The sequence below is a fragment of the Bacteroides acidifaciens genome, from assembly GCF_024623065.1.
GTDB lineage: Bacteria > Bacteroidota > Bacteroidia > Bacteroidales > Bacteroidaceae > Bacteroides > Bacteroides acidifaciens.
This window is the reverse complement of the sequence record NZ_JANJZR010000003.1, coordinates 37,660-56,422: the sequence shown is the minus strand read 5'-3', so window position 1 is coordinate 56,422 and position 18,763 is coordinate 37,660. Positions and strand designations below refer to the sequence as shown.

The following is an 18,763-nucleotide window of genomic DNA, read 5'->3' as shown; positions in this document are numbered from 1 at the left end:
TTCTCTAATCAATAGCCGACTGTAGTCGGCTGATTGGTCAACTACAGTCAGCCGTCCAGCCGACTCCAGTCGGCAAAGTGGACAACTATAGTCGTCTACTTATATATTAAGACATTCAATCAAATAAAATATAGTCAGTCGACAGTTTTTAGCATGAAGATAAAAGGCCGTGAGTCCGTGAAGGTGTGAATGATAGATGTTTTCTTCATTTCTTCACAGAATATATCTGTTAAACAGATAATTATCTCCTCGTGAAGGAAGTGAAGGTTCAAAATTCAACTTTATTACACCTTTAGCTAGTTCCGATGAAGTTCCATATAGAACTGCCATGAAGCTTTACCGTTCCTATTACACTATGATAAGTTGCAGCCATCTCAACACCGGCATCACTTCTCAACCTGAGGTCATGATTCTGCTCAGCAAGGTATTGTATGTATCGGTCTTTTTGATCGTCTGCCATACATTCACTATAATTTATAGGATTACGTGAGTAGGTTTCCCTACTCAACACCTCCTTTTTTGAGTCGATTTGAAGCCGTTCACGAATGATAGACAACACACGGCTGTGCTTGCAACGCATATCGGTAAAGTCACGCACATAATAATAATGATTCAGACCGGTAACATTCAACATAAAATCTCCAATTTCTCTACCATACGAACTAAATCCTGATAGCTTAAATTCTTTTTGGGACAAGTGTAATCCATTACTAATACGAAGGTCAATCCATATGCGAACGGAATTTTCACTGTTTTTTGATACAGGTTGAGGTTGAACACCGGTCTTGTCTTTTTTCTCATGAGTAGGCACAGGAGCACCATCAATCTGAACTTCGATTACTTTTTTGCGAGTATCCTTAAACCGTTTTTGAAAGATGTTATAAGGAACTTTGTTCTTAACACAGAATGATTGGAGAGATTCTCCATGAGGCAAAGCCTCGCTCTGGTACTGAAAGTAAAACCTTTCCAGATCTTCACTGCTATACATAATTATATAAATTGGGTTGGCAGCGAAGGTATCACTTTCAATTAATAGCCTTTTTTGACTGCTTACCATTTTCTATGACAAATAACAGTGAAAAAGGAGAAAATTGCATTTACCAAATAAGAACACAACAAACTTACTATAACCAATACCACATATATAACCAAAGGATAACGTAGCGAGTACACAAAATCATGAAATATATAGTAACAAAACCAAGCGTGTATCAACCACATGTTCATAGAATGGTCACCCAAATGTGCCAATACTTTATCAACCCATTGCTGGCGGGGAGCCGAAAGAAATAGTACTATAAATGTTGTTGCATACAATGGTCCCCAAGCCGCTGTGCGTGTGATACACATAATAATAACTATTATCGTCAATGCAAGCCATAACCATTTTGTTCTACATTTCTGCTGCACTTTATATACAAATCCCGTTCTTTGCAACATTGCACCGAATATAAAAGACGGCGCCAAATGTATTATCAAGAAAGGATCGTACAACCAAGGAGTATTATAAAGATACTTCGCACCATAACGACTGACAATAAAACTAGTGCATGTTCCCACTAAAAACGATACCAGCAATATCCATCTGACCTTAAACTTATCAGTCAATTTGAAAAGTAATGGAGCCAAGAGAGACAAACAAACGAATGGGAACAGAAACCAGCCTTCAGCATACCACGAGGTTTTAAATGCCGTATAATTATTTACTACTTGAGAATAGTTAGTATAGTAATTCCCATTATAAACAAAAGACGGTACTGTAAACAATGCTAAAATCACCCACCAATGCAAATATAATTTTGCAACTCGGCTCCATCTATGAGTATCCCTACTTTCCGTCCGAACATGAATAAAATGCATACCGTAACCGGAAAGAATAAGAAAAAACGAAACAGGATTTGTTGCCGCAGAAAGCCAATACACAAAAGGCATATTCCCTATGTATATAAATGACTCACATAACTCAACATTGTGCATCTGATTGAAAAGGTGAAGGAATATCATCAGCAATACTGCCACTCCTTTCATTATTTGAGTTTCTTGCTTTGTCATGTTGCTAACACTGATAGTTTTCTACCACAAACGCCCCATTGTATTTGGCAGTTGGAGATGACGTTCTTTGAATTATTGTGCCCGGATTTCCAATTACAATACAGTTATCAGGTACATCGAAGTTACAGAATGCACCAGGAGCAATCAATACATTGTTTCCTATTGTAACTTTACCTATCACCATCGAATTAGTACACATACGCACATTATCTCCAATCGTCGGATGCCCTATTCTTTTCCCAAGAGTAAATCCGACCAAAGCGCCAGCGGCTATCGTAAAGTTCTTTCCAATCTTCGCTCCGGGATTTATGATGATATTCCCAAAATGAGCAATGTACAACCCTTCTCCTATGGTTGTCTGATACGGAATCTGAATCCCTGTTTTAAACATGCACCATCTGAGAAGTATCATCCAGAAGAATTTGAATACTCCACCTTTTTGACATTTACGCATCAAATAGGTGTATTGAAACCCTGGGGTAAAAAATAAATAGCGTAGCTGCATATGCAACTTATGACAATCCGAACCAATATATCGGAACAAGTCTTTCTTGATTCGCACATTCATTATCCAAGCAATTTTTTATATACATCAAGATATTTTTCAGTCATCACACTTATATCATATCGGATTGCCTTTGCCTGACATTGTTTGACAATACGTTCTCTGTATGCAGTATCGTTATCGAGTTTTAAAACAGCATCTGCAAACCCTTTTGCATCCTTGTACCCGAACAAGACTCCATTCCCTTTAACTATTTCACGAAGACCGTCTACATCATCGGCAAGAAACGGCTTACCGGATGCCATGCCTTCGAGTGAAGAAAGAGACAAACCTTCAAAATGGCTACACATCACAATATAATCGCTTGCTGCAAGTATTTCGGGAACATCGCTACGCAAACCCGATAAATGCACACGTTGTTCCAAACGATGCTCTTTTATCAACGCTTCAAACTCTGCCCTACGTTCACCGTCTCCGACAAGACAAAGATGATAAGTATCTGGAAGATATTTCATCGCTTTAATAAGTGTGGGCTGATCTTTCTGATAACGAAAACCCGCTACATTTGTAATAATCTTCTCTCCCAACGACCTTATATCTTCAGCAAGAGCAGCATTGGCGTATTTATGATAATCAATACCGTTATATATCGTACATACGTTCTTGCTATCATTATCGCTCATATGGTTGCGATGATTAATCTCGGCTTGGTCGCTGATACATATCACCTCCTTATACTGTCGAAACATCCATCTGTCAAACCAAGCATACCACTTCCAATCGCGTCTGCGATTGGAAGTGTTATGCTCTGTGGTGACAAGCACCACAGAGCATAACACTCCGCCGAAAGCGGCAAATAATTGTGGAGCAGTATTATGGGTATGTACAATATCCCAACCTTTACACATCAAACGCCAAAGACGATAGACATTTAACGGATTGTAAACACTACCTCCTTTACGAAACCAGTGAATCTTTATTCCAGAGTTTTCCAACTGCACAAAAAAAGGAGTACGGGTTCCATCAAATATACATAATTCTACTTGATGACCTTTTTTCTGCATACGCGGAAGCAAATCAACCATCAACTTTTCAGCCCCCCCTGTATAGAGAGAAGTAATTACATGAAGGATTTTCATAACTAAACTTTACTTTTATCTTTCATATGCATCAACCACCCCAATGGAGCAATTAAATTGCCCCATGATGCAATTTTTACATTTCTTTTTTTTGTACAGAATGCAAATCGCCAATAGTTAATTGCATTACGCAGTTTGTGTTTCAATGGCACATTAAGGTCAAACAATTCCGAATATGTCAACATAGCACCGACAGGACTCTTCATACGAATTTTTATGATATTGTCTGTCAACCCTCCATCAAGGTAGTCTCTATAATAAATAATATCAGGTACTAGAAGTAATTTGTACTTTCGTGCTATGCGATACCATACCAACACCTCCGGACAAAATCGTTCACCCTCTATCTCAGGAAAAGGGAACTCACGTAAGGCCGATGTCAGAAACACCTCCATCATATCACCTGTTATTCCCAGCTTATAGCGCATCTCTATGGATGACACCACCTTGGGTTCTGCCACAACCGGATTTCCTATAATCTCACCATTATGATGTGCCATATAGCCGCAAACACCAGCAGCGGCAACATTTTTCATTTGAGGAACATATCTCAGCACCACCTCAATGGCATTAGCGGGCAGACTGTCATCACTGTCCAAAATCCAAAACAAATCGCCTTTAGCTTCCTTAACCCCTCTGTTTATTGCCGTATGCTTTCCACCATTGGACTTTTTCACATAGCTTATCGGTATCTTCTGTTCTGCAATAATTATCTGCATCAGTTCTTCCGTATTATCGGTCGAACCGTCATCTACCACCACCCATTCAAAAGGGTGGTCCCATCCGGATTTAAGTACAGTTTGCTCACAAAGACTATCATAGAGTCTTTGCAACAAATGTGCTCTGTTGTACGTAGGAGTAAAAACTGTTATCATCGCCAAAACATAAAATAGGTAAATAAATTTATTCCCAACAAAGTCCAAAAGACCTTATCACGTACATTTTTAAAATGTTCAGGATTTTCCAACAACGGATACATCATAACCAATGCATACATAAACCAAGAAAGATATGCGAATCGGTCAGAGAAATTGGCGCGAATCACCAAAACCCAAAAGGCATTGGCTATGATATATGTACTATGGATCAATGAATAAAATTCATTTTTATAATATAGCCTATTTTGATAGATATATCCTATAATAATAGGCAAGCAGCTATATAAAACAAAATCGATTCTAAAACCTACATTGTAATGAGTTTCAACAGTTGTCAAATAGCTCGTACGCGAATCAAATTCATTCCCCCATGACGAAAAAAGACCTGTGAAGAATCCTCCCATAGCTGCACTTAATACTATACATAGGAACCAGAAATAATAAAAAAACTTAGGTCTATTATAGTATCTTGCCACCAAAAACGCGGCAATTGGAATAGCTGTCGAGTGATGAATGTGGTAAGCAATGAAAAAGAATACAAGAACTTTCCAAATATTTCTATAATATGTCAATCCGACCAAGACAAAAGAAAGAGCCAACCCTGCACGAATTGTATTAACGCCATATCCTCTAAAACAAAAAGCTCCAAGCATTGCCAACAACAGCAAAAAAACACTTTTCGGGGCTAGTCTCTTGGCTACAATATAATTATTGAATACATAAATTAACGCCGTTAGTACAAACCAATACTGTGGTTCTCCTAAGAAACTTGTTACTTTTTGATAACCCTGAAACATCCACTCACTTTCTGCCAATATTTCTTCCCAGCTTACATCATAATTCACATATCGCAGAAAAGAATATGCATATCTCTCACGATCGGCACTATATCCATACCCTATGTCATACAGTCCAAGCATAAATGCCACAAACACAGCAAAGATAAATGCCTCCCCCTTAGTGTTACTTCTTATCGCTGCCGACCCTGAACGTATTTGTAAGCTATATACAAGCGCAATAAAAAAAGTTACATGAGCCAACATGTCAAGTGTATATAATGAGAACATCATTAATCAACCAATTCGTAAATCTTACTTATTTCTGATGTATTATCTGTTTGATGCGTTTTCAAACAACTAACGTATTTTTCGCACAAAGCCTTGTCTTTAATCAAGGTCTCAATAGCATTGGCAATAGCGACAGGATTCATTTCACAGATAGTAGCATTTACCTTGTCCTTAAACTGGTCATGGACAGTAGAGAAGTTTGTGACAACCACCGGCTTGCACAAGAGTTTTGCTTCGTCAAGAGCGATACTTTTACCTTCAAACTGCGAAGGATGCACAAATATATCAGCCGACTTGATATAAGGATATGGATTTGGAGTAATTCCGGCAAATGTGATAGTATCTCGCAGACTCCATTGTTCTATCATTTTATTATATCGAAGAGCATTACTGACAGAACCAACAAAAACCCAATGTATATTTATTCCACGTTCTTTGAGGATATGCGCCGCTTCAATAGCCCAATGAGAACCTTTGGTATCCACTACATGCCCCACTGTTATCAACTTTACACTTCCGGCAGGCCACGGATTCTCAAACGATTCTTCTGCCAGTTTGTTTATAAGTAATGGCGAAGTGATATTCTCCATCAGATGTATCTTATCGTCCTGTTCAGGAAACCACTCTTTCAGCACCTCCACACAATGTTGGGAAATAGTAAATATCGCATCAACTTTGGGAAAATATTTTTTATCTGCCATGAAGTAATAGGGCCATTGCGAATAGTCGCTATGGAAAAAAGTAACTTTTTTCTTTCCTCTCAGTTTATTGACCATATAGTATAACTGTTGCTGACCATTATAATCTACAATCAAATCATACTCACTTTTATCAATGACAGGCATCAACCGTGCCAGGAGAAGCCCCGCCCATGATTTGGATACTTTAGACACCCCCATACGAAGCAAACTACCGGATGCCCTCAATAAGCACCCTTGTCTTAACAAGCCGACAACCCCGTTAAAACCTTGCATGAGTGCTGTAATCCGCTTATCGGAAATCACTTTCACATCCTTAGGTACTTGTGCGAAAAACACACCGTGAGGAGATGCTATCCACAATGCCACATCATACTTCTGTCTGTCAATGGTATTGAGCAAACTCACCATGCTTTTACTCACTCCACCGCTCTCAAGATTACTTATAAGGAATAATATTCGTTTTTTCATGCCAAATTACAATAAATAGATCTGCTTCATGCATTCTTCAGCAGCATATTTCTTGACACGTTCTTTACCGACCATAGCATAATGTCTACGCAAGTCTGCATCGTTTACCATCGTAAGCACAGCGTTGAACATGGACTCTTCATCGTGGTCACATAATATTCCATATTTGTCATTGTCTATAATTTCTATCGGACCTGACGTTTTAGTACTTACCACCGGCACACCAAGTACCATCGCCTCACAGATAGCCAAGCAAAAGCCTTCATAACCAGAACAACAGAACATCATATCAGCAGATTTCACATAAGGGAAAGGATTCCGTTTAAATCCCAATATCTGCACCATATCCCCTACTTCAAGGTCATGAATCTGCTGTTCCATTGTACTGCGCAGTTCACCATCACCTATCCATTGGAACAGAATATCACTACGCCCTATATCTTTGAAACGTTTTGCCAACAACGCAAAGCGCTCTGTTTTTTTTTGGGGGGTTAGTCTACCAGTCATAACAATTGTAAAACGCTTGTTATCAACATTTTTTTCATTCCCCATCCGTTCCACTTTGGCAATATCGATGGGATTATATATCACTTGAGTTTGTGTAGTACATTGTGGAAATCGTTCTTTGAATGCACGTTCGGTATCTTGTGCCACACACACCACAGCATTCATGCTATTGTACGCAGCCAATTGCTCACCAATGCGAAATTGACTATCAGTATATGGAAAACGTAACAAATCGCAATGTACCCATGTCACCTGTTTCCCCTTCTTTATATCCAGCAGGTAGTGAATACGCAAAGGCATACCTTCAAGAAAACTGATAACAACATCGAAATTTCCGTAGGCATCCATTATTTTATGAAATTGATGACGTAAAAGTCCATGCCAACCAAATTTCAACGATGCACGATAAGCCAATTTATAACCCAACGTATAGCCAGGCCACAGTTCATGCTTCACAACTTTTGCTGGTACCTCATCAATTAAAATCCCACCACCACAAAAGAGACACAAATGCACCTCGTTTTCTGTATAATCGAAATTACGCAAAATATCAAGCAACACCCGCTCTGCACCGCCACCATTGAGGGGACCATATAAAAATAAGTATTTCTTTTTCATTGAATAGTTTTATTCAAACTTTTTACCAACCATTCTAAAGAATTCTTCGTAAGGGAAGAAATGGCTTCATCTGTTTTCTTAAATTGCATTTTTTGAGAGAGATTCACAAAGCTTGGCTCTTTTACTATTCTGTCATTCAGTTCAAATTGATTTATCAATCCAGCCATTCGGCTTGAACGTACAAGATCGCCATAATAAGCCACAAACTCTTTATGAAACTTCAATGAAAAAATAACGGCATGAAAACTATTTGTATATACAAATTGTGAATTACTTAGAAGATTCATCCAATCAACAGCAAGTTCCCCTGTCAGAATTCGGTCAGCCCAAGGATAATTTTCATTTAATTCAGTAGTTAGGGCTATAACCTGAATATTACCCACTGTTTTACGGATGTGTTCTATGTTCCTTGCATGCCATTCCACAGGTTTATCACCCAATACATAAGCAAAAATATATGGTTCTGCAATATTTACAGGCTTAATATATTTTTCAAAATCGTAAAGCAATGTCGGATCGGCTACAATTGCAGGTTTAGGACACTTCACGCTTTCTACAAGATGAACCGTGGTTGTATCACGGACTGAGATTGCGGTAAATTTATTAAGCGACTGTCTTATATGTTTGCGGTTATAGAACGGTACCCTATCATGTGCCGAACAAGCAGCATAAGCAATTCTTAACCCTTTAAAGTCACCCACACCATCGCAAAAAAAAGGATGTACAGCGGAATAAACATCCGTCCATACCTGGTCACTACCAACAATGATAGCATCATATCGCTTACAATACTTCGGCAACTCGACCATACCGAATTTGGGTGTATAGTTTAAGTTCTCATAATTAAAAGCGTCACAACGCTTATATAAATCCCAATTACCTACCCAAATAGATTTTTTCTTCACAATTCTCGATTTCAATTCACGAATCGCCCCCCAAAAACTATATGATGACAATACCCCTAAAATCCTACGAAAAACAGATTGAGATATATCGTTCTGCACACAAACCACCTGTGGTTCATGCCCCATAGACTTCAATATTTCAAAAAGTGCAATTTGCTGCAATCCGCCACCAAAGTTTGTGTTACTATGAAGGGTAAATATTCCTATCTTCATTTAATAATTGTTTTTAAAATAAAACGACTGACATAATTATTGGACTTCATCAAGAATAAAAGGAACTTGTCAAATATGTTTAATGGGAGAATATCAGAAAATCCAAAATCCTTGTCATAAACAACAATATTCAAATATTCTTTCAGACTCGCCTGTGCATGTTTGATACTACTAAGCAATCCACGTAAAGCCACCAATTTTATTTTATTCTCAGTCGGATAGAAAAGCTGTTCTATGCCATATTGTTTACGAAGTTTCTTATACTCACCACGTCTATTAACCTGATTAGCCCAAAATTTATCAGGGTGCAGTCTCACAGACGAGAGTGAACCAGTTACCGCCACAGAATAATTATAAAAAGTATTGGAAAGAAAAGAGATACTTCTGCACAAATACAGATACTTCACATAAAAAACAAAATCTTCACCATAAGCTATGTTTGGTGGAAACTCTATTTTATTATTATGAATATAATCAGCACGGAAAAGTTTACAATATGGGCCACAGAAATAAAACAACTCTTCAAACATCTTATCGTCAAGTTCACCGACTTTTACTATCAGATTAGGAAATACTTTCTTATCTCCCAATCTACCATCATAAAGATTGTTCAATCCCTGCAATACAATATCAACATGCGTTTCCTCCATAGTCTTCACCATACATTCCACATAACAGGGTTCTACACTATCATCGGAATCTACAAAACAAATATAATCGCCATGTGAATGTACAATACCTTTGTTACGCGCCATTGATACACCCGCATTCTCCTGTTCTATGTAGACAAAACGTTCATCTTCCTTTGCGAATTCCTTGCATATTGATGCGCTATTATCCTTGCTGCCATCATTCACCATCAGTACCTCAATATCGTGATAAGTCTGTGACTTAATACTGTCAAGGCACACACGAAACTTATCACCGGGATTATAGATAGGTATAATTATTGATACCATTATTTCGACAGATCTATAATAATTTGTTTCTGGTATATATCATCTTTCAGTTCGCCCACAACAGTACTCTCTGCAAGGCCAAGTATTGCTGCCTCGTTAGAAAATTTGCCAGTAACGGGCACTTTTTGAGTTACCCCCATACGATACCATTCATATTCTATATCCATATGCCCCATATCCAACGCTTGTAAACCTGCTTTGTGCAAATCTGCCGCCATAGCTGTCGCTGTAGGACCAAGAGCAAGTATGAACAGATTATTTTCGTTATGTGATATTTCTAAAACCTTGGTAATAATATCGTCATACTTTTCAAAGGCATCTTTTGAAGGACATAACACTCGGCGGATAGATTGGGCATTGTCAAACAAATCATTACCTACCCCCATCTTTGTATCTCGTCCCTCAACAAAGATTATATCCCTATTATTCCAGAGTTGCTTAAGAAGAGTTATGCGATGAGCTGATAGAGCCTTATCAAACTCCATACTATAAAAACGTGACAAAAATGTATTGCCATAACATTTACCCGACTTCAAACTTTTAAGCCAACGTCTACGGTTAAAATAATGATGAGCATTCCAAAAGTCTTGTTCAACTTGATTATACCGCTCCAAATTCTGAAAAGTATCAGGAAGACAAATAAGCAAATTTTCTACATCCGACTCCAACACCTGCCGTAACTTTGTACTTAATTTCTCATTTCTTTCTTGAAATCCCAACGTGCGACCGTAAATCACTCCCAATTCTCCATCACCAAAACGAGTGATAGATGCACGATGACTAAGGATGTAAGCAACACAATCCTGATACGACATTACAAAAGGCGGGGTAACAATCCTGCGATATATTTGATCGGTCCATTTGTGCCATTCCCAATGCAAACGACGTTTGATTCTAAACAGCATATTCATTTTTTTAATTGTTTGCCTAAAAATATCGGAGTAAATTTCAACATAAATCGAATAATAGGATATGAAACCACGAAGGTAAGAATGGTTACAATAATCTTCTCAAGTAACGTATTCCCCGAAAAATCACCTGTGGCTTTATTCCATATAAGAAGCATATACTCAAACATCAAAGTGTGCATACAGAGGTAAAATAGCGCACCTTGCATAAAGGTATCGAGAATTTTATGAGGGATACGGATGTATTGTGACAGACGTACCAGCACTGCTGTACCCATCAAACCGAAAAACAAGAAAGCTATCATATTATTACCATACGAATGTTCATGTATACCTACTTGACCGTTAAGTATAGCCAAAAGACTTACAATAGCCATAAGAACTGTAGTCCCAATACCTCCATAGTTTATATACTTCAGAACATACTCTTTCGTTATATATCCCATTAAGTAAAAAGGCAATCCCAAAACAGAAGAACCTAAGTTCAACATATTCCATACACTACAATTCTCTGTAAAAACAAACGTACCTAACAACACAATGGTTACAATCAACAACGTACGTATTTTCCCATATTTATAGGCATATGAACAAAATACCCTAATACAAAACAGTGATAATAAGAACCAACTTGGTCCTATCGCATACCCACTCATCAGCCATTTCATAGGATGCAAATTGGGGAATTGTAGTGTTCTGTATAATAAAAAATCAACGCAAACAGACATGAAGACCGCCAATACATTGAATAGAATAAAAGGTACTAATAATTGCATCGCAGTTCTTTTCACCGAAAAACTCTCAGGTTTGAAAAACATTCCACTTAACAAGAAAAACAACGGCATATGAAAGGAATACACCCACACATGAAAATCTCCTTCTGGTAAAGGGATATGACAGAAACAAACCAATGATAATCCTATGAGTTTTGCGATATCAAGATAATCTATACGCTGTGACATTTATTTATACAATTATTTATTAATGAGCGTAATTGATATATTGGAGCTAAAACCAAATAGTACTTCATAAAACGTTCATAAAAAACTTTACTCTCCACAGTCCAAGTCTCACTATACTTTTTGTAATACTTCATTAATATTTCATTATTGAGAAAACGTTTAGGATACTTAAACATTTCATTCTGACAAGTCTCAATGAACAATTTTGCACGATTTGAACAAAATACAGGATTTATTTCTGGAATAATATCCACTATTGAAAAAAAAGATTGCATGTGTAGTGCAGCCTGTTCAATAGTCATCTCATATTTCAAACTATAACTATCAGGAGTATAGTATTTATATACCTTTTGAGATATTGTCCTCACAGTATCAGAATTACTTAAACATTGAATAGTAAATAAAGTATCTTCAGCAAGTTTCATTTTGGTATTGAATCTAATGTCTCCGATGACAGAACGTTTCCATATCATAGAGCAAGGTCCTGAAAAACGAGGAGACACCTTATGTACTTCCGAGAAGATTTGTTTTCTACCCGAAAAAACAGCCGGTGCGACTATTTCATCAATCTCAGATGTCTTTCTTATCATCCCATCAAGAGTTAATAAAACAGAACCTCCAGATACAACATCTTCATCATACCCCATTGTCGTACTAAAGAAACCTTGAATTATTTCATCATCGCTATCTACAAATGTTACACGCTCTCCTATTGCTATATCAAGTCCAACATTACGAGCCGAACCAACACCACTATTTTGCTTGTGTATAACCTTTATACGAGAATCTATTGCAGCATATTCATCACATATTTTACCACTATCATCTGGGCTACCATCATCAACTAGTATCAATTCCCAATCCCTATAATCTTGTAACAATATACTTCTAATACACCGTTCTATAGTCTTCTCTGCTTTATATACAGGGACAATAATAGAAAGTTTCGTCATATTATTTTTTTAGTGCGTTATCTATAAAACTCTTGAATATTTCACGTTTTTCCTCTAAAATTAGATTCACTTTCTCCCACTGAATACCATTAAGTAACCATTCCTTGCTACAGTTTGTTGCTGTTTCTATCAATCTATCCTCTAAATCAAAAATACTTAAAAGTGTTTCAATGCGTGCAAGCCCTCTTGTTTTATTAACAACGACAATGAATGGTCGATGATGTAAAATAGAGAACACAGTACCATGAAATGAATCCGTTACTACTAATTCGGTTTCTTGAAACCCTCGTAGCCACTGAGATACAGATTTAGGAGCATATTCCATCGCCTTCTTTTTACTTGCGTATGGACCATACTTATGGTTTTCTATTTCAAGATTCATAACTGGAAGTTCCAGTTCCTTTGAAATATAATTTAAAAACATTTGGTTTTCTACACTCTCATCCAATACATACGAAAAGATACCTCCCCGCATGCTCTGCGTATTCTGCACATCCATGTCTACCAACTGAACATAATCACTATGTGTAAGCATCATAGTTGGATCAATCACCTGTATAGCTTGAACACCTAAATATTTTTGACATAAATCTACCCCTGATATTTCACGAACCGATATTGCATCAAATCTTTTAGCAAAGGGTTTTAAATAATCAGTTTGTTCTTTTGAATATTCCCAATCACTTATACCAAAACTGGCTGAAAGTGCTATACGTTTGACTTTTGTATCCTCTGGAAGAAAGCTCAAAAAATACCAACTAATATTAGGACTATACATGAGACGCCATACTTGGTCACTACCAACGAAATAAGCATCGAAATTTTGTTCTTTTATATAATATTTAATAGCACTTTCTGACTCCAACGTAGGCGATAAACGAATAATACGTTTGATAAAAGGGTGCATTGAATGACTAATGAGCTTCCTATTACGCTTTCTTGTATTATATGGCCACACTATATCTTGTGCTTTCAATTTATTTAAAAGAAAAAGCAATAGTGTAACAAAAAAAAGGCGAATGTGAGTATATAAAGAACATTTATACTTCACATTTTGATAAGGTATGTCCAAAGTCACTACTTCATGCCCCATATTGCGCAAAATCTTCTGTACAGCATAAGCTTGTAGTATACCTCCGTAATTGGTATACAACGGTTGAGTTAATATTGCAATTTTCATTATCTCTTTATAAAATTCTTCAAAATTGACTTTATCTTAATTTTCATCCGTATGGAAAATGATGGCAACATAGCCTTTTTCAATGATTCGGATATTGTTTTTCCTTTATAGAAATTCTTCCAAAACTTAATACGACCAACAGGAACGGATACAGATTTATAATATGAAGAATTAGCCCTTACAACTTCATCATATTGCACTTCCATATATTCTGCTTCTATTGAAGAAAATAGATTTTTTCCCTTTTCCGTATGTACAAAGACAACTCCAACACCTTTATCATCATCAAACTCCGGATACAAATTTTCTATTCCCCAAAAATCTGCAATGGTCAAATCGCTTCCGCTTTTTCCATCCTTAGCAGGGCATGAATAGCAAGAGGGACGTAAAATCAAATTGGAAAGAAATCCCCTCATAAAATCATTCTCATTAAATACTGTGGACAACAAAACCGAATTTTGATCGCCCTTAAAGGGCGATTTTTCGTGGACAACAAAACCGTATTTTTTCCAGCGATAACCACCAAGTTGCTTTTCTCTAAAATTTATACCTGTTATCACAGGCACAGATTTTAGAGAAAAAGGCAAAACCGTATTTTTTCCAGCGACCTCGCTTCGCGAGGATTTATCGCTTATTATTTCTTCTAAATATTTACGCCACACACCCGGACTAGGTACACCATGACAAATAAAATCAACCGTAAGCAAGTTGTCATAATCCTTTCTTAAAAATTTATGTAATCCGGCTATTTGGCAAGAAGTCCCCACAAACAAAATCTGTCTACCATGTTTCAAAAAAGACTCTACTTCTTTGTAGGTATTAGCAATTCGGCTCTGCACATATTTGCTACGCATCAACGGCTGAAGTTCTTCTATCCTTTCCGCATAACAGTGTTCAACTTCCCAATTCTTGTCAAAACGGGCGCCGAAGACCACACCTCCATTTTGAATTATTTGCTCAGCAAGAAGAATGAAAATCCCTCCCGAGGAACTATGCAAACGCTGAATCTCATTTCTATTTTTTGCCGCAAACACTTGAAGAGGCTTCCTCACATTATTCTGGTTCAGCACCGGACACACCTTCTCGCAAAGTCCGCAATCAATACATACAGCAGTATCTATCACCGGATAAAGGAAACCTTCCTTATCATCATGCATCTCTATGCATTGCTTGGGACAACGCTGCACACAAGCATTACAGCCGCAACATTTACTTTTATCCGTTATTTGCAACATGTTATTTTCTTTAGTATAGAATATGCTTTATCTCCAAAAAATGCACGTTCACTCTTAGTGAGCCCAAATAGCACGCAACATGTGCACGTCCAAACAACAGAAATCGTTCCATTCACAAAAAAACGTATAATGCCTTCTTCCATGTAATATGCTACCATAACAGGTAATATAAACGAAGTTATAGATACTATCATACAAGGAACAATACACTCTTTTAGAAAAATACGTACGGAAAATGCCATTAAACGCCTGAGAACATTAAAACGAACAATATTGAGCAACAAGAAATCTATAATAAAGATAAGGTAAGCCGTCCAAACAGGAGCTCCAGCATTAAACGCCAACCACACCAAAGGAAATATCAAACCGGCAGTAATAGCGGCACGTATCGTATAATTCTTAATATGTCCGTCCGCTTGTATCAATTTGAAAAGGTTCTGCCCAGAAGATACGGCAAGTGACTCAAACATGGCAAAACGCAAAAACAAAGGTGCAAGTTCCGGAACTTCACCAAGCCAAAGTCGCAAGAGGGTTTCGGCTTCCATACAGACAGGTACGATAAAAACATACATCATCAACCATGTAAACTTGGTTCCTCTATTTGCCAAATGGACTGCATATGCAGCATCACCAGCAGCGTAACTTTTGGTTATCTGTGGTGAAAACGCAACTGTAAAATTATTTACAAAGCCTTGAACAGTACCATTTACAGTCATGGCTATTGACCGGGAAGCGTTATAAACAACACCAAAAAACACATTCACAAGCATATTCACACCCTGAGTGGCAAAAACATATGCACCATTATTTATCAGATTCCAGCCACTGAACATGGAGAGTTCCTTCATTAAGCTTTTATCTAATATTCGGGGGCTGTAATGTGCGCCTTCAAAATTTCTACTGCAATAATAACCGTAAAATATACTCATACTAAAAGCGACTACTACTTGTAGAACTACAAGCAACACAAGCCTGTCACCGCCATACGCCATAATAACAAAGCATATAGCAAGTTTCAGCGTAACATCCACAACACTCATATATGCATAGATTGCCATTCGTTCGTGGGCGATTATCAATGCATTAAAGGGAGAACTGATAAGTGAAATCATTAAGGTGACAATAGAACATTGTAACACCCAGTTTGCTGCTTCCATGCGTCCCTCCGGTATATTGGCCTCATTATTAAGAAACCATACACCAGCAATTTCCAAGACCAATGCAACAATCATAGCCATCACAATCTGTGCATTGATAGATGTGGAAAACATGGTCTTCAACTGTCCGTCCTCCTTCTTACCCAATGCACATGTAATATAACGGCTAATAGCTGCTGACATGGTGCCAGTGATAAGCGAACTCATACCTACGATACCTCCTACAACAGCATTGATACCATAGTTTTCTACCCCTAACGCCTGCAACATCACACGACCGGTATATAACCCCACAATCATTGTAATGAATGTACGGAAATAAAGGGCAAGCGTATTTTTAGCTATACGTTTATTATTTTCCGTTATGGACATTTTTCAAGATATAGAAGCCCCCTTTTGCTGACTTTCAATTTGTTCAAACACAACATTACTTCTGATCTAACTCCTCAAACCGTGAATTCTTCGACTTAAACTCCGGCACCGTCCGTTTCATCAACTTCACCGTCTCCCAAATCTGCACCGAACGGGACAATTTCTCAAACTCATCGTATGTCTCTACAATATCCTCATACTCATATTTTCGAACCTTAGCTATCTTTATCTTCTTATGATGCGTAGGAATCGTATTCTCCTCGTTACTCAACACTTCCTCATACAATTTCTCTCCCGGACGAAGACCCGTAAATTGAATCTCAATATCGTCTCCCGGCTTATATCCCGCTAACTCTATCATACGGGTAGCCAAATCCACAATCTTCACAGGTTTACCCATTTCGAATACAAAGATCTCATTTCCTTCCCCCATAGTAGCGGCCTCCATCACCAGGCGACACGCTTCGGGGATAGTCATGAAATAGCGTATGATATCAGGGTGTGTCACGGTAACGGGACCGCCATTTTCTATCTGTTCCTTGAAGCGGGGAATCACCGAACCATTACTGCCCAGGACGTTGCCGAAACGGGTAGTGATAAATTTGGTTTTACCCTCTATCTTACCTTCTTTAATGGCATAACTCAAACTCTGCACATAGATTTCAGCCAGACGTTTGGAGCATCCCATCACATTGGTAGGATTGACAGCCTTGTCCGTGGAAACCATTACCATCTTCTCCGCACCATACTTCACTGCCATATCCGCCACCTGGCGGCTACCCGTGACATTCACCAATACAGCCTCACAAGGATTTTCTTCCATCAGCGGAACATGCTTATAGGCTGCTGCATGAAATATGATTTGAGGATGATAAATGTCAAATACCATACGCAGGCGGTCTATCACACGGACATCTCCTATCACCGGAACAAAATCAAGGTTAGGGTACTTCCGCTCGCACTCAAGACGGATGTTATGTAAAGGCGTCTCGGCAGAATCGAACATAATCAGTTTACCGATATTCATCTGCGCCAATTGACGGCAGAGTTCACTACCGATACTACCGGCTGCTCCTGTAACCATGACCACCTTTCCACTGAATTCATCAGCGACTTCACTCATATTGATATTAATCTCAGGGCGTCCCAACAAGTCTTCAATCTTTACCGGACGTACCCATTGATGAAAATTCCCGTCTTCATCAGCCTCACTGATAGAAGGGGCAATGAGTGTCTTTATATGGTTATTCTTGCAGTATTGAAGCAAACGGGTCTCTTCCGCACGGGTCGACTCATTGTGAGCAAACAGGATACCTTGAATATGCCGTTTATGGACCAGTTGCTGGAATGTCTGCTCGTTCGTAAAATAATAGATAGGCAATTCGGCCAGGCGACGATGCTTATAGATAGTGCCATAGCTATAAAAACCTACCACTTTATAATGAGAGCTATGCAGCAAACGGGTCTTCAAAGCCACACTTTTGTCATCCGTTCCATAAATCAGAATACGCATATTCTCCTTGTTCATCATGTCTATCAAGGCCTCGTAGATGATAACCATCAACATCCGGGAAGTAGCGAATACGATGATAGTCAACATTCCGTCGAACAAGACAAACAAAAGTTTCTGATTGGCCGGTAAGCCGACAGAAGGCAGGAATGTAAAGACAGCAATTGCCACACATGCCATCTTAAACAATGAACTACAAATGAGCGGCCATAAACAACGCAGTTGAGAATAACGAACCGTGTTACGGTATGTGTGAAACAGATAGGAAGCTATCGTAGTGGCAACTGCTGCTAAAGCTCCGGTCTGAATCATTCCCCAACCATTCAGTAATGTGCCCGTAAGATAATGTATCCACCAATAAGTGAAACAGGTGGAAGTCACCGAAATGACTAAGTCAATTCCCCATATTATCCAGTAACTAAAATAAGTCCTGCTTATATACCGGATAAATTTTTCCAGATTTTGTTTCATCTC

16 protein-coding genes and 2 pseudogenes are annotated in these 18,763 nt (G+C 38.2%); all 18 read right to left on the bottom strand.

The genetic code is table 11. The features are described 5' to 3' along the window. Nucleotides 1-382: 382 nt before the first annotated feature. Nucleotides 383-580: pseudogene (locus tag NSB03_RS01350) on the bottom strand (hypothetical protein); the annotation flags it as partial. Nucleotides 581-627: 47 nt separating this feature from the next. Further along, nucleotides 628-988: pseudogene (locus NSB03_RS01345) on the bottom strand (hypothetical protein). 62 nt (nucleotides 989-1,050) lie between these two features. After that, the gene (locus NSB03_RS01340; RefSeq protein ID WP_257466161.1) at nucleotides 1,051-2,052 is read right to left on the bottom strand and encodes an acyltransferase family protein; all 1,002 of its coding nucleotides are present in this window, start codon (nucleotides 2,050-2,052) and stop codon (nucleotides 1,051-1,053) included. 4 nt (nucleotides 2,053-2,056) lie between these two features. Beyond that, on the bottom strand, nucleotides 2,057-2,506 hold the full coding sequence (locus NSB03_RS01335) for a serine acetyltransferase (RefSeq protein ID WP_257466160.1): 450 nt from the start codon (nucleotides 2,504-2,506) through the stop codon (nucleotides 2,057-2,059). 113 nt (nucleotides 2,507-2,619) lie between these two features. Next, entirely contained in the window at nucleotides 2,620-3,696 is a 1,077-nt protein-coding gene (locus tag NSB03_RS01330; RefSeq protein WP_257466159.1) for a glycosyltransferase, read from the bottom strand. A 2-nt stretch (nucleotides 3,697-3,698) separates the two neighbouring features. Further along, on the bottom strand, nucleotides 3,699-4,571 hold the full coding sequence (locus NSB03_RS01325; protein WP_257466158.1) for a glycosyltransferase family 2 protein: 873 nt from the start codon (nucleotides 4,569-4,571) through the stop codon (nucleotides 3,699-3,701). After that, nucleotides 4,568-5,617, bottom strand: a complete 1,050-nt coding sequence (locus NSB03_RS01320; RefSeq protein ID WP_159102115.1) for an EpsG family protein — start codon at nucleotides 5,615-5,617, stop codon at nucleotides 4,568-4,570. Before NSB03_RS01320 ends, NSB03_RS01325 begins: the two co-directional genes overlap by 4 nt. A gap of 26 nt (nucleotides 5,618-5,643) precedes the next feature. Continuing rightward, nucleotides 5,644-6,810, bottom strand: coding sequence for a glycosyltransferase (locus NSB03_RS01315; RefSeq protein ID WP_024986221.1), 1,167 nt, complete (start codon nucleotides 6,808-6,810; stop codon nucleotides 5,644-5,646). A gap of 6 nt (nucleotides 6,811-6,816) precedes the next feature. Continuing rightward, a complete protein-coding gene (locus NSB03_RS01310; RefSeq protein WP_024986222.1) occupies nucleotides 6,817-7,935 on the bottom strand; it encodes a glycosyltransferase in 1,119 nt (372 codons plus the stop codon). Next, nucleotides 7,932-9,053: a polysaccharide pyruvyl transferase family protein gene (locus NSB03_RS01305; RefSeq protein ID WP_024986223.1), complete on the bottom strand. Its 1,122-nt coding sequence runs from the start codon at nucleotides 9,051-9,053 to the stop codon at nucleotides 7,932-7,934. Before NSB03_RS01305 ends, NSB03_RS01310 begins: the two co-directional genes overlap by 4 nt. Beyond that, nucleotides 9,050-10,012 (bottom strand): glycosyltransferase family 2 protein, encoded by a 963-nt coding sequence (locus NSB03_RS01300; RefSeq protein WP_024986224.1) that lies wholly within the window; start codon nucleotides 10,010-10,012, stop codon nucleotides 9,050-9,052. The genes NSB03_RS01305 and NSB03_RS01300 overlap by 4 nt, the downstream gene beginning before the upstream one ends. Next, on the bottom strand, nucleotides 10,012-10,923 hold the full coding sequence (locus NSB03_RS01295; protein WP_024986225.1) for an SP_1767 family glycosyltransferase: 912 nt from the start codon (nucleotides 10,921-10,923) through the stop codon (nucleotides 10,012-10,014). Before NSB03_RS01295 ends, NSB03_RS01300 begins: the two co-directional genes overlap by 1 nt. Then, on the bottom strand, nucleotides 10,920-11,882 hold the full coding sequence (locus NSB03_RS01290; protein WP_024986226.1) for an acyltransferase family protein: 963 nt from the start codon (nucleotides 11,880-11,882) through the stop codon (nucleotides 10,920-10,922). The genes NSB03_RS01295 and NSB03_RS01290 overlap by 4 nt, the downstream gene beginning before the upstream one ends. Next, a complete protein-coding gene (locus tag NSB03_RS01285) occupies nucleotides 11,867-12,835 on the bottom strand; it encodes a glycosyltransferase family 2 protein (protein WP_024986227.1) in 969 nt (322 codons plus the stop codon). Before NSB03_RS01285 ends, NSB03_RS01290 begins: the two co-directional genes overlap by 16 nt. 1 nt (nucleotide 12,836) lies before the next feature. Next, the gene (locus NSB03_RS01280) at nucleotides 12,837-14,015 is read right to left on the bottom strand and encodes a polysaccharide pyruvyl transferase family protein (protein ID WP_024986228.1); all 1,179 of its coding nucleotides are present in this window, start codon (nucleotides 14,013-14,015) and stop codon (nucleotides 12,837-12,839) included. After that, the gene (locus NSB03_RS01275; RefSeq protein ID WP_024986229.1) at nucleotides 14,015-15,250 is read right to left on the bottom strand and encodes a Coenzyme F420 hydrogenase/dehydrogenase, beta subunit C-terminal domain; all 1,236 of its coding nucleotides are present in this window, start codon (nucleotides 15,248-15,250) and stop codon (nucleotides 14,015-14,017) included. Before NSB03_RS01275 ends, NSB03_RS01280 begins: the two co-directional genes overlap by 1 nt. Then, nucleotides 15,238-16,779 (bottom strand): lipopolysaccharide biosynthesis protein, encoded by a 1,542-nt coding sequence (locus NSB03_RS01270; RefSeq protein ID WP_135035018.1) that lies wholly within the window; start codon nucleotides 16,777-16,779, stop codon nucleotides 15,238-15,240. Before NSB03_RS01270 ends, NSB03_RS01275 begins: the two co-directional genes overlap by 13 nt. Nucleotides 16,780-16,834: 55 nt before the next feature. Next, nucleotides 16,835-18,760 (bottom strand): polysaccharide biosynthesis protein, encoded by a 1,926-nt coding sequence (locus tag NSB03_RS01265; RefSeq protein ID WP_257466157.1) that lies wholly within the window; start codon nucleotides 18,758-18,760, stop codon nucleotides 16,835-16,837. Between the last annotated feature and the right edge of the window lie 3 nt (nucleotides 18,761-18,763).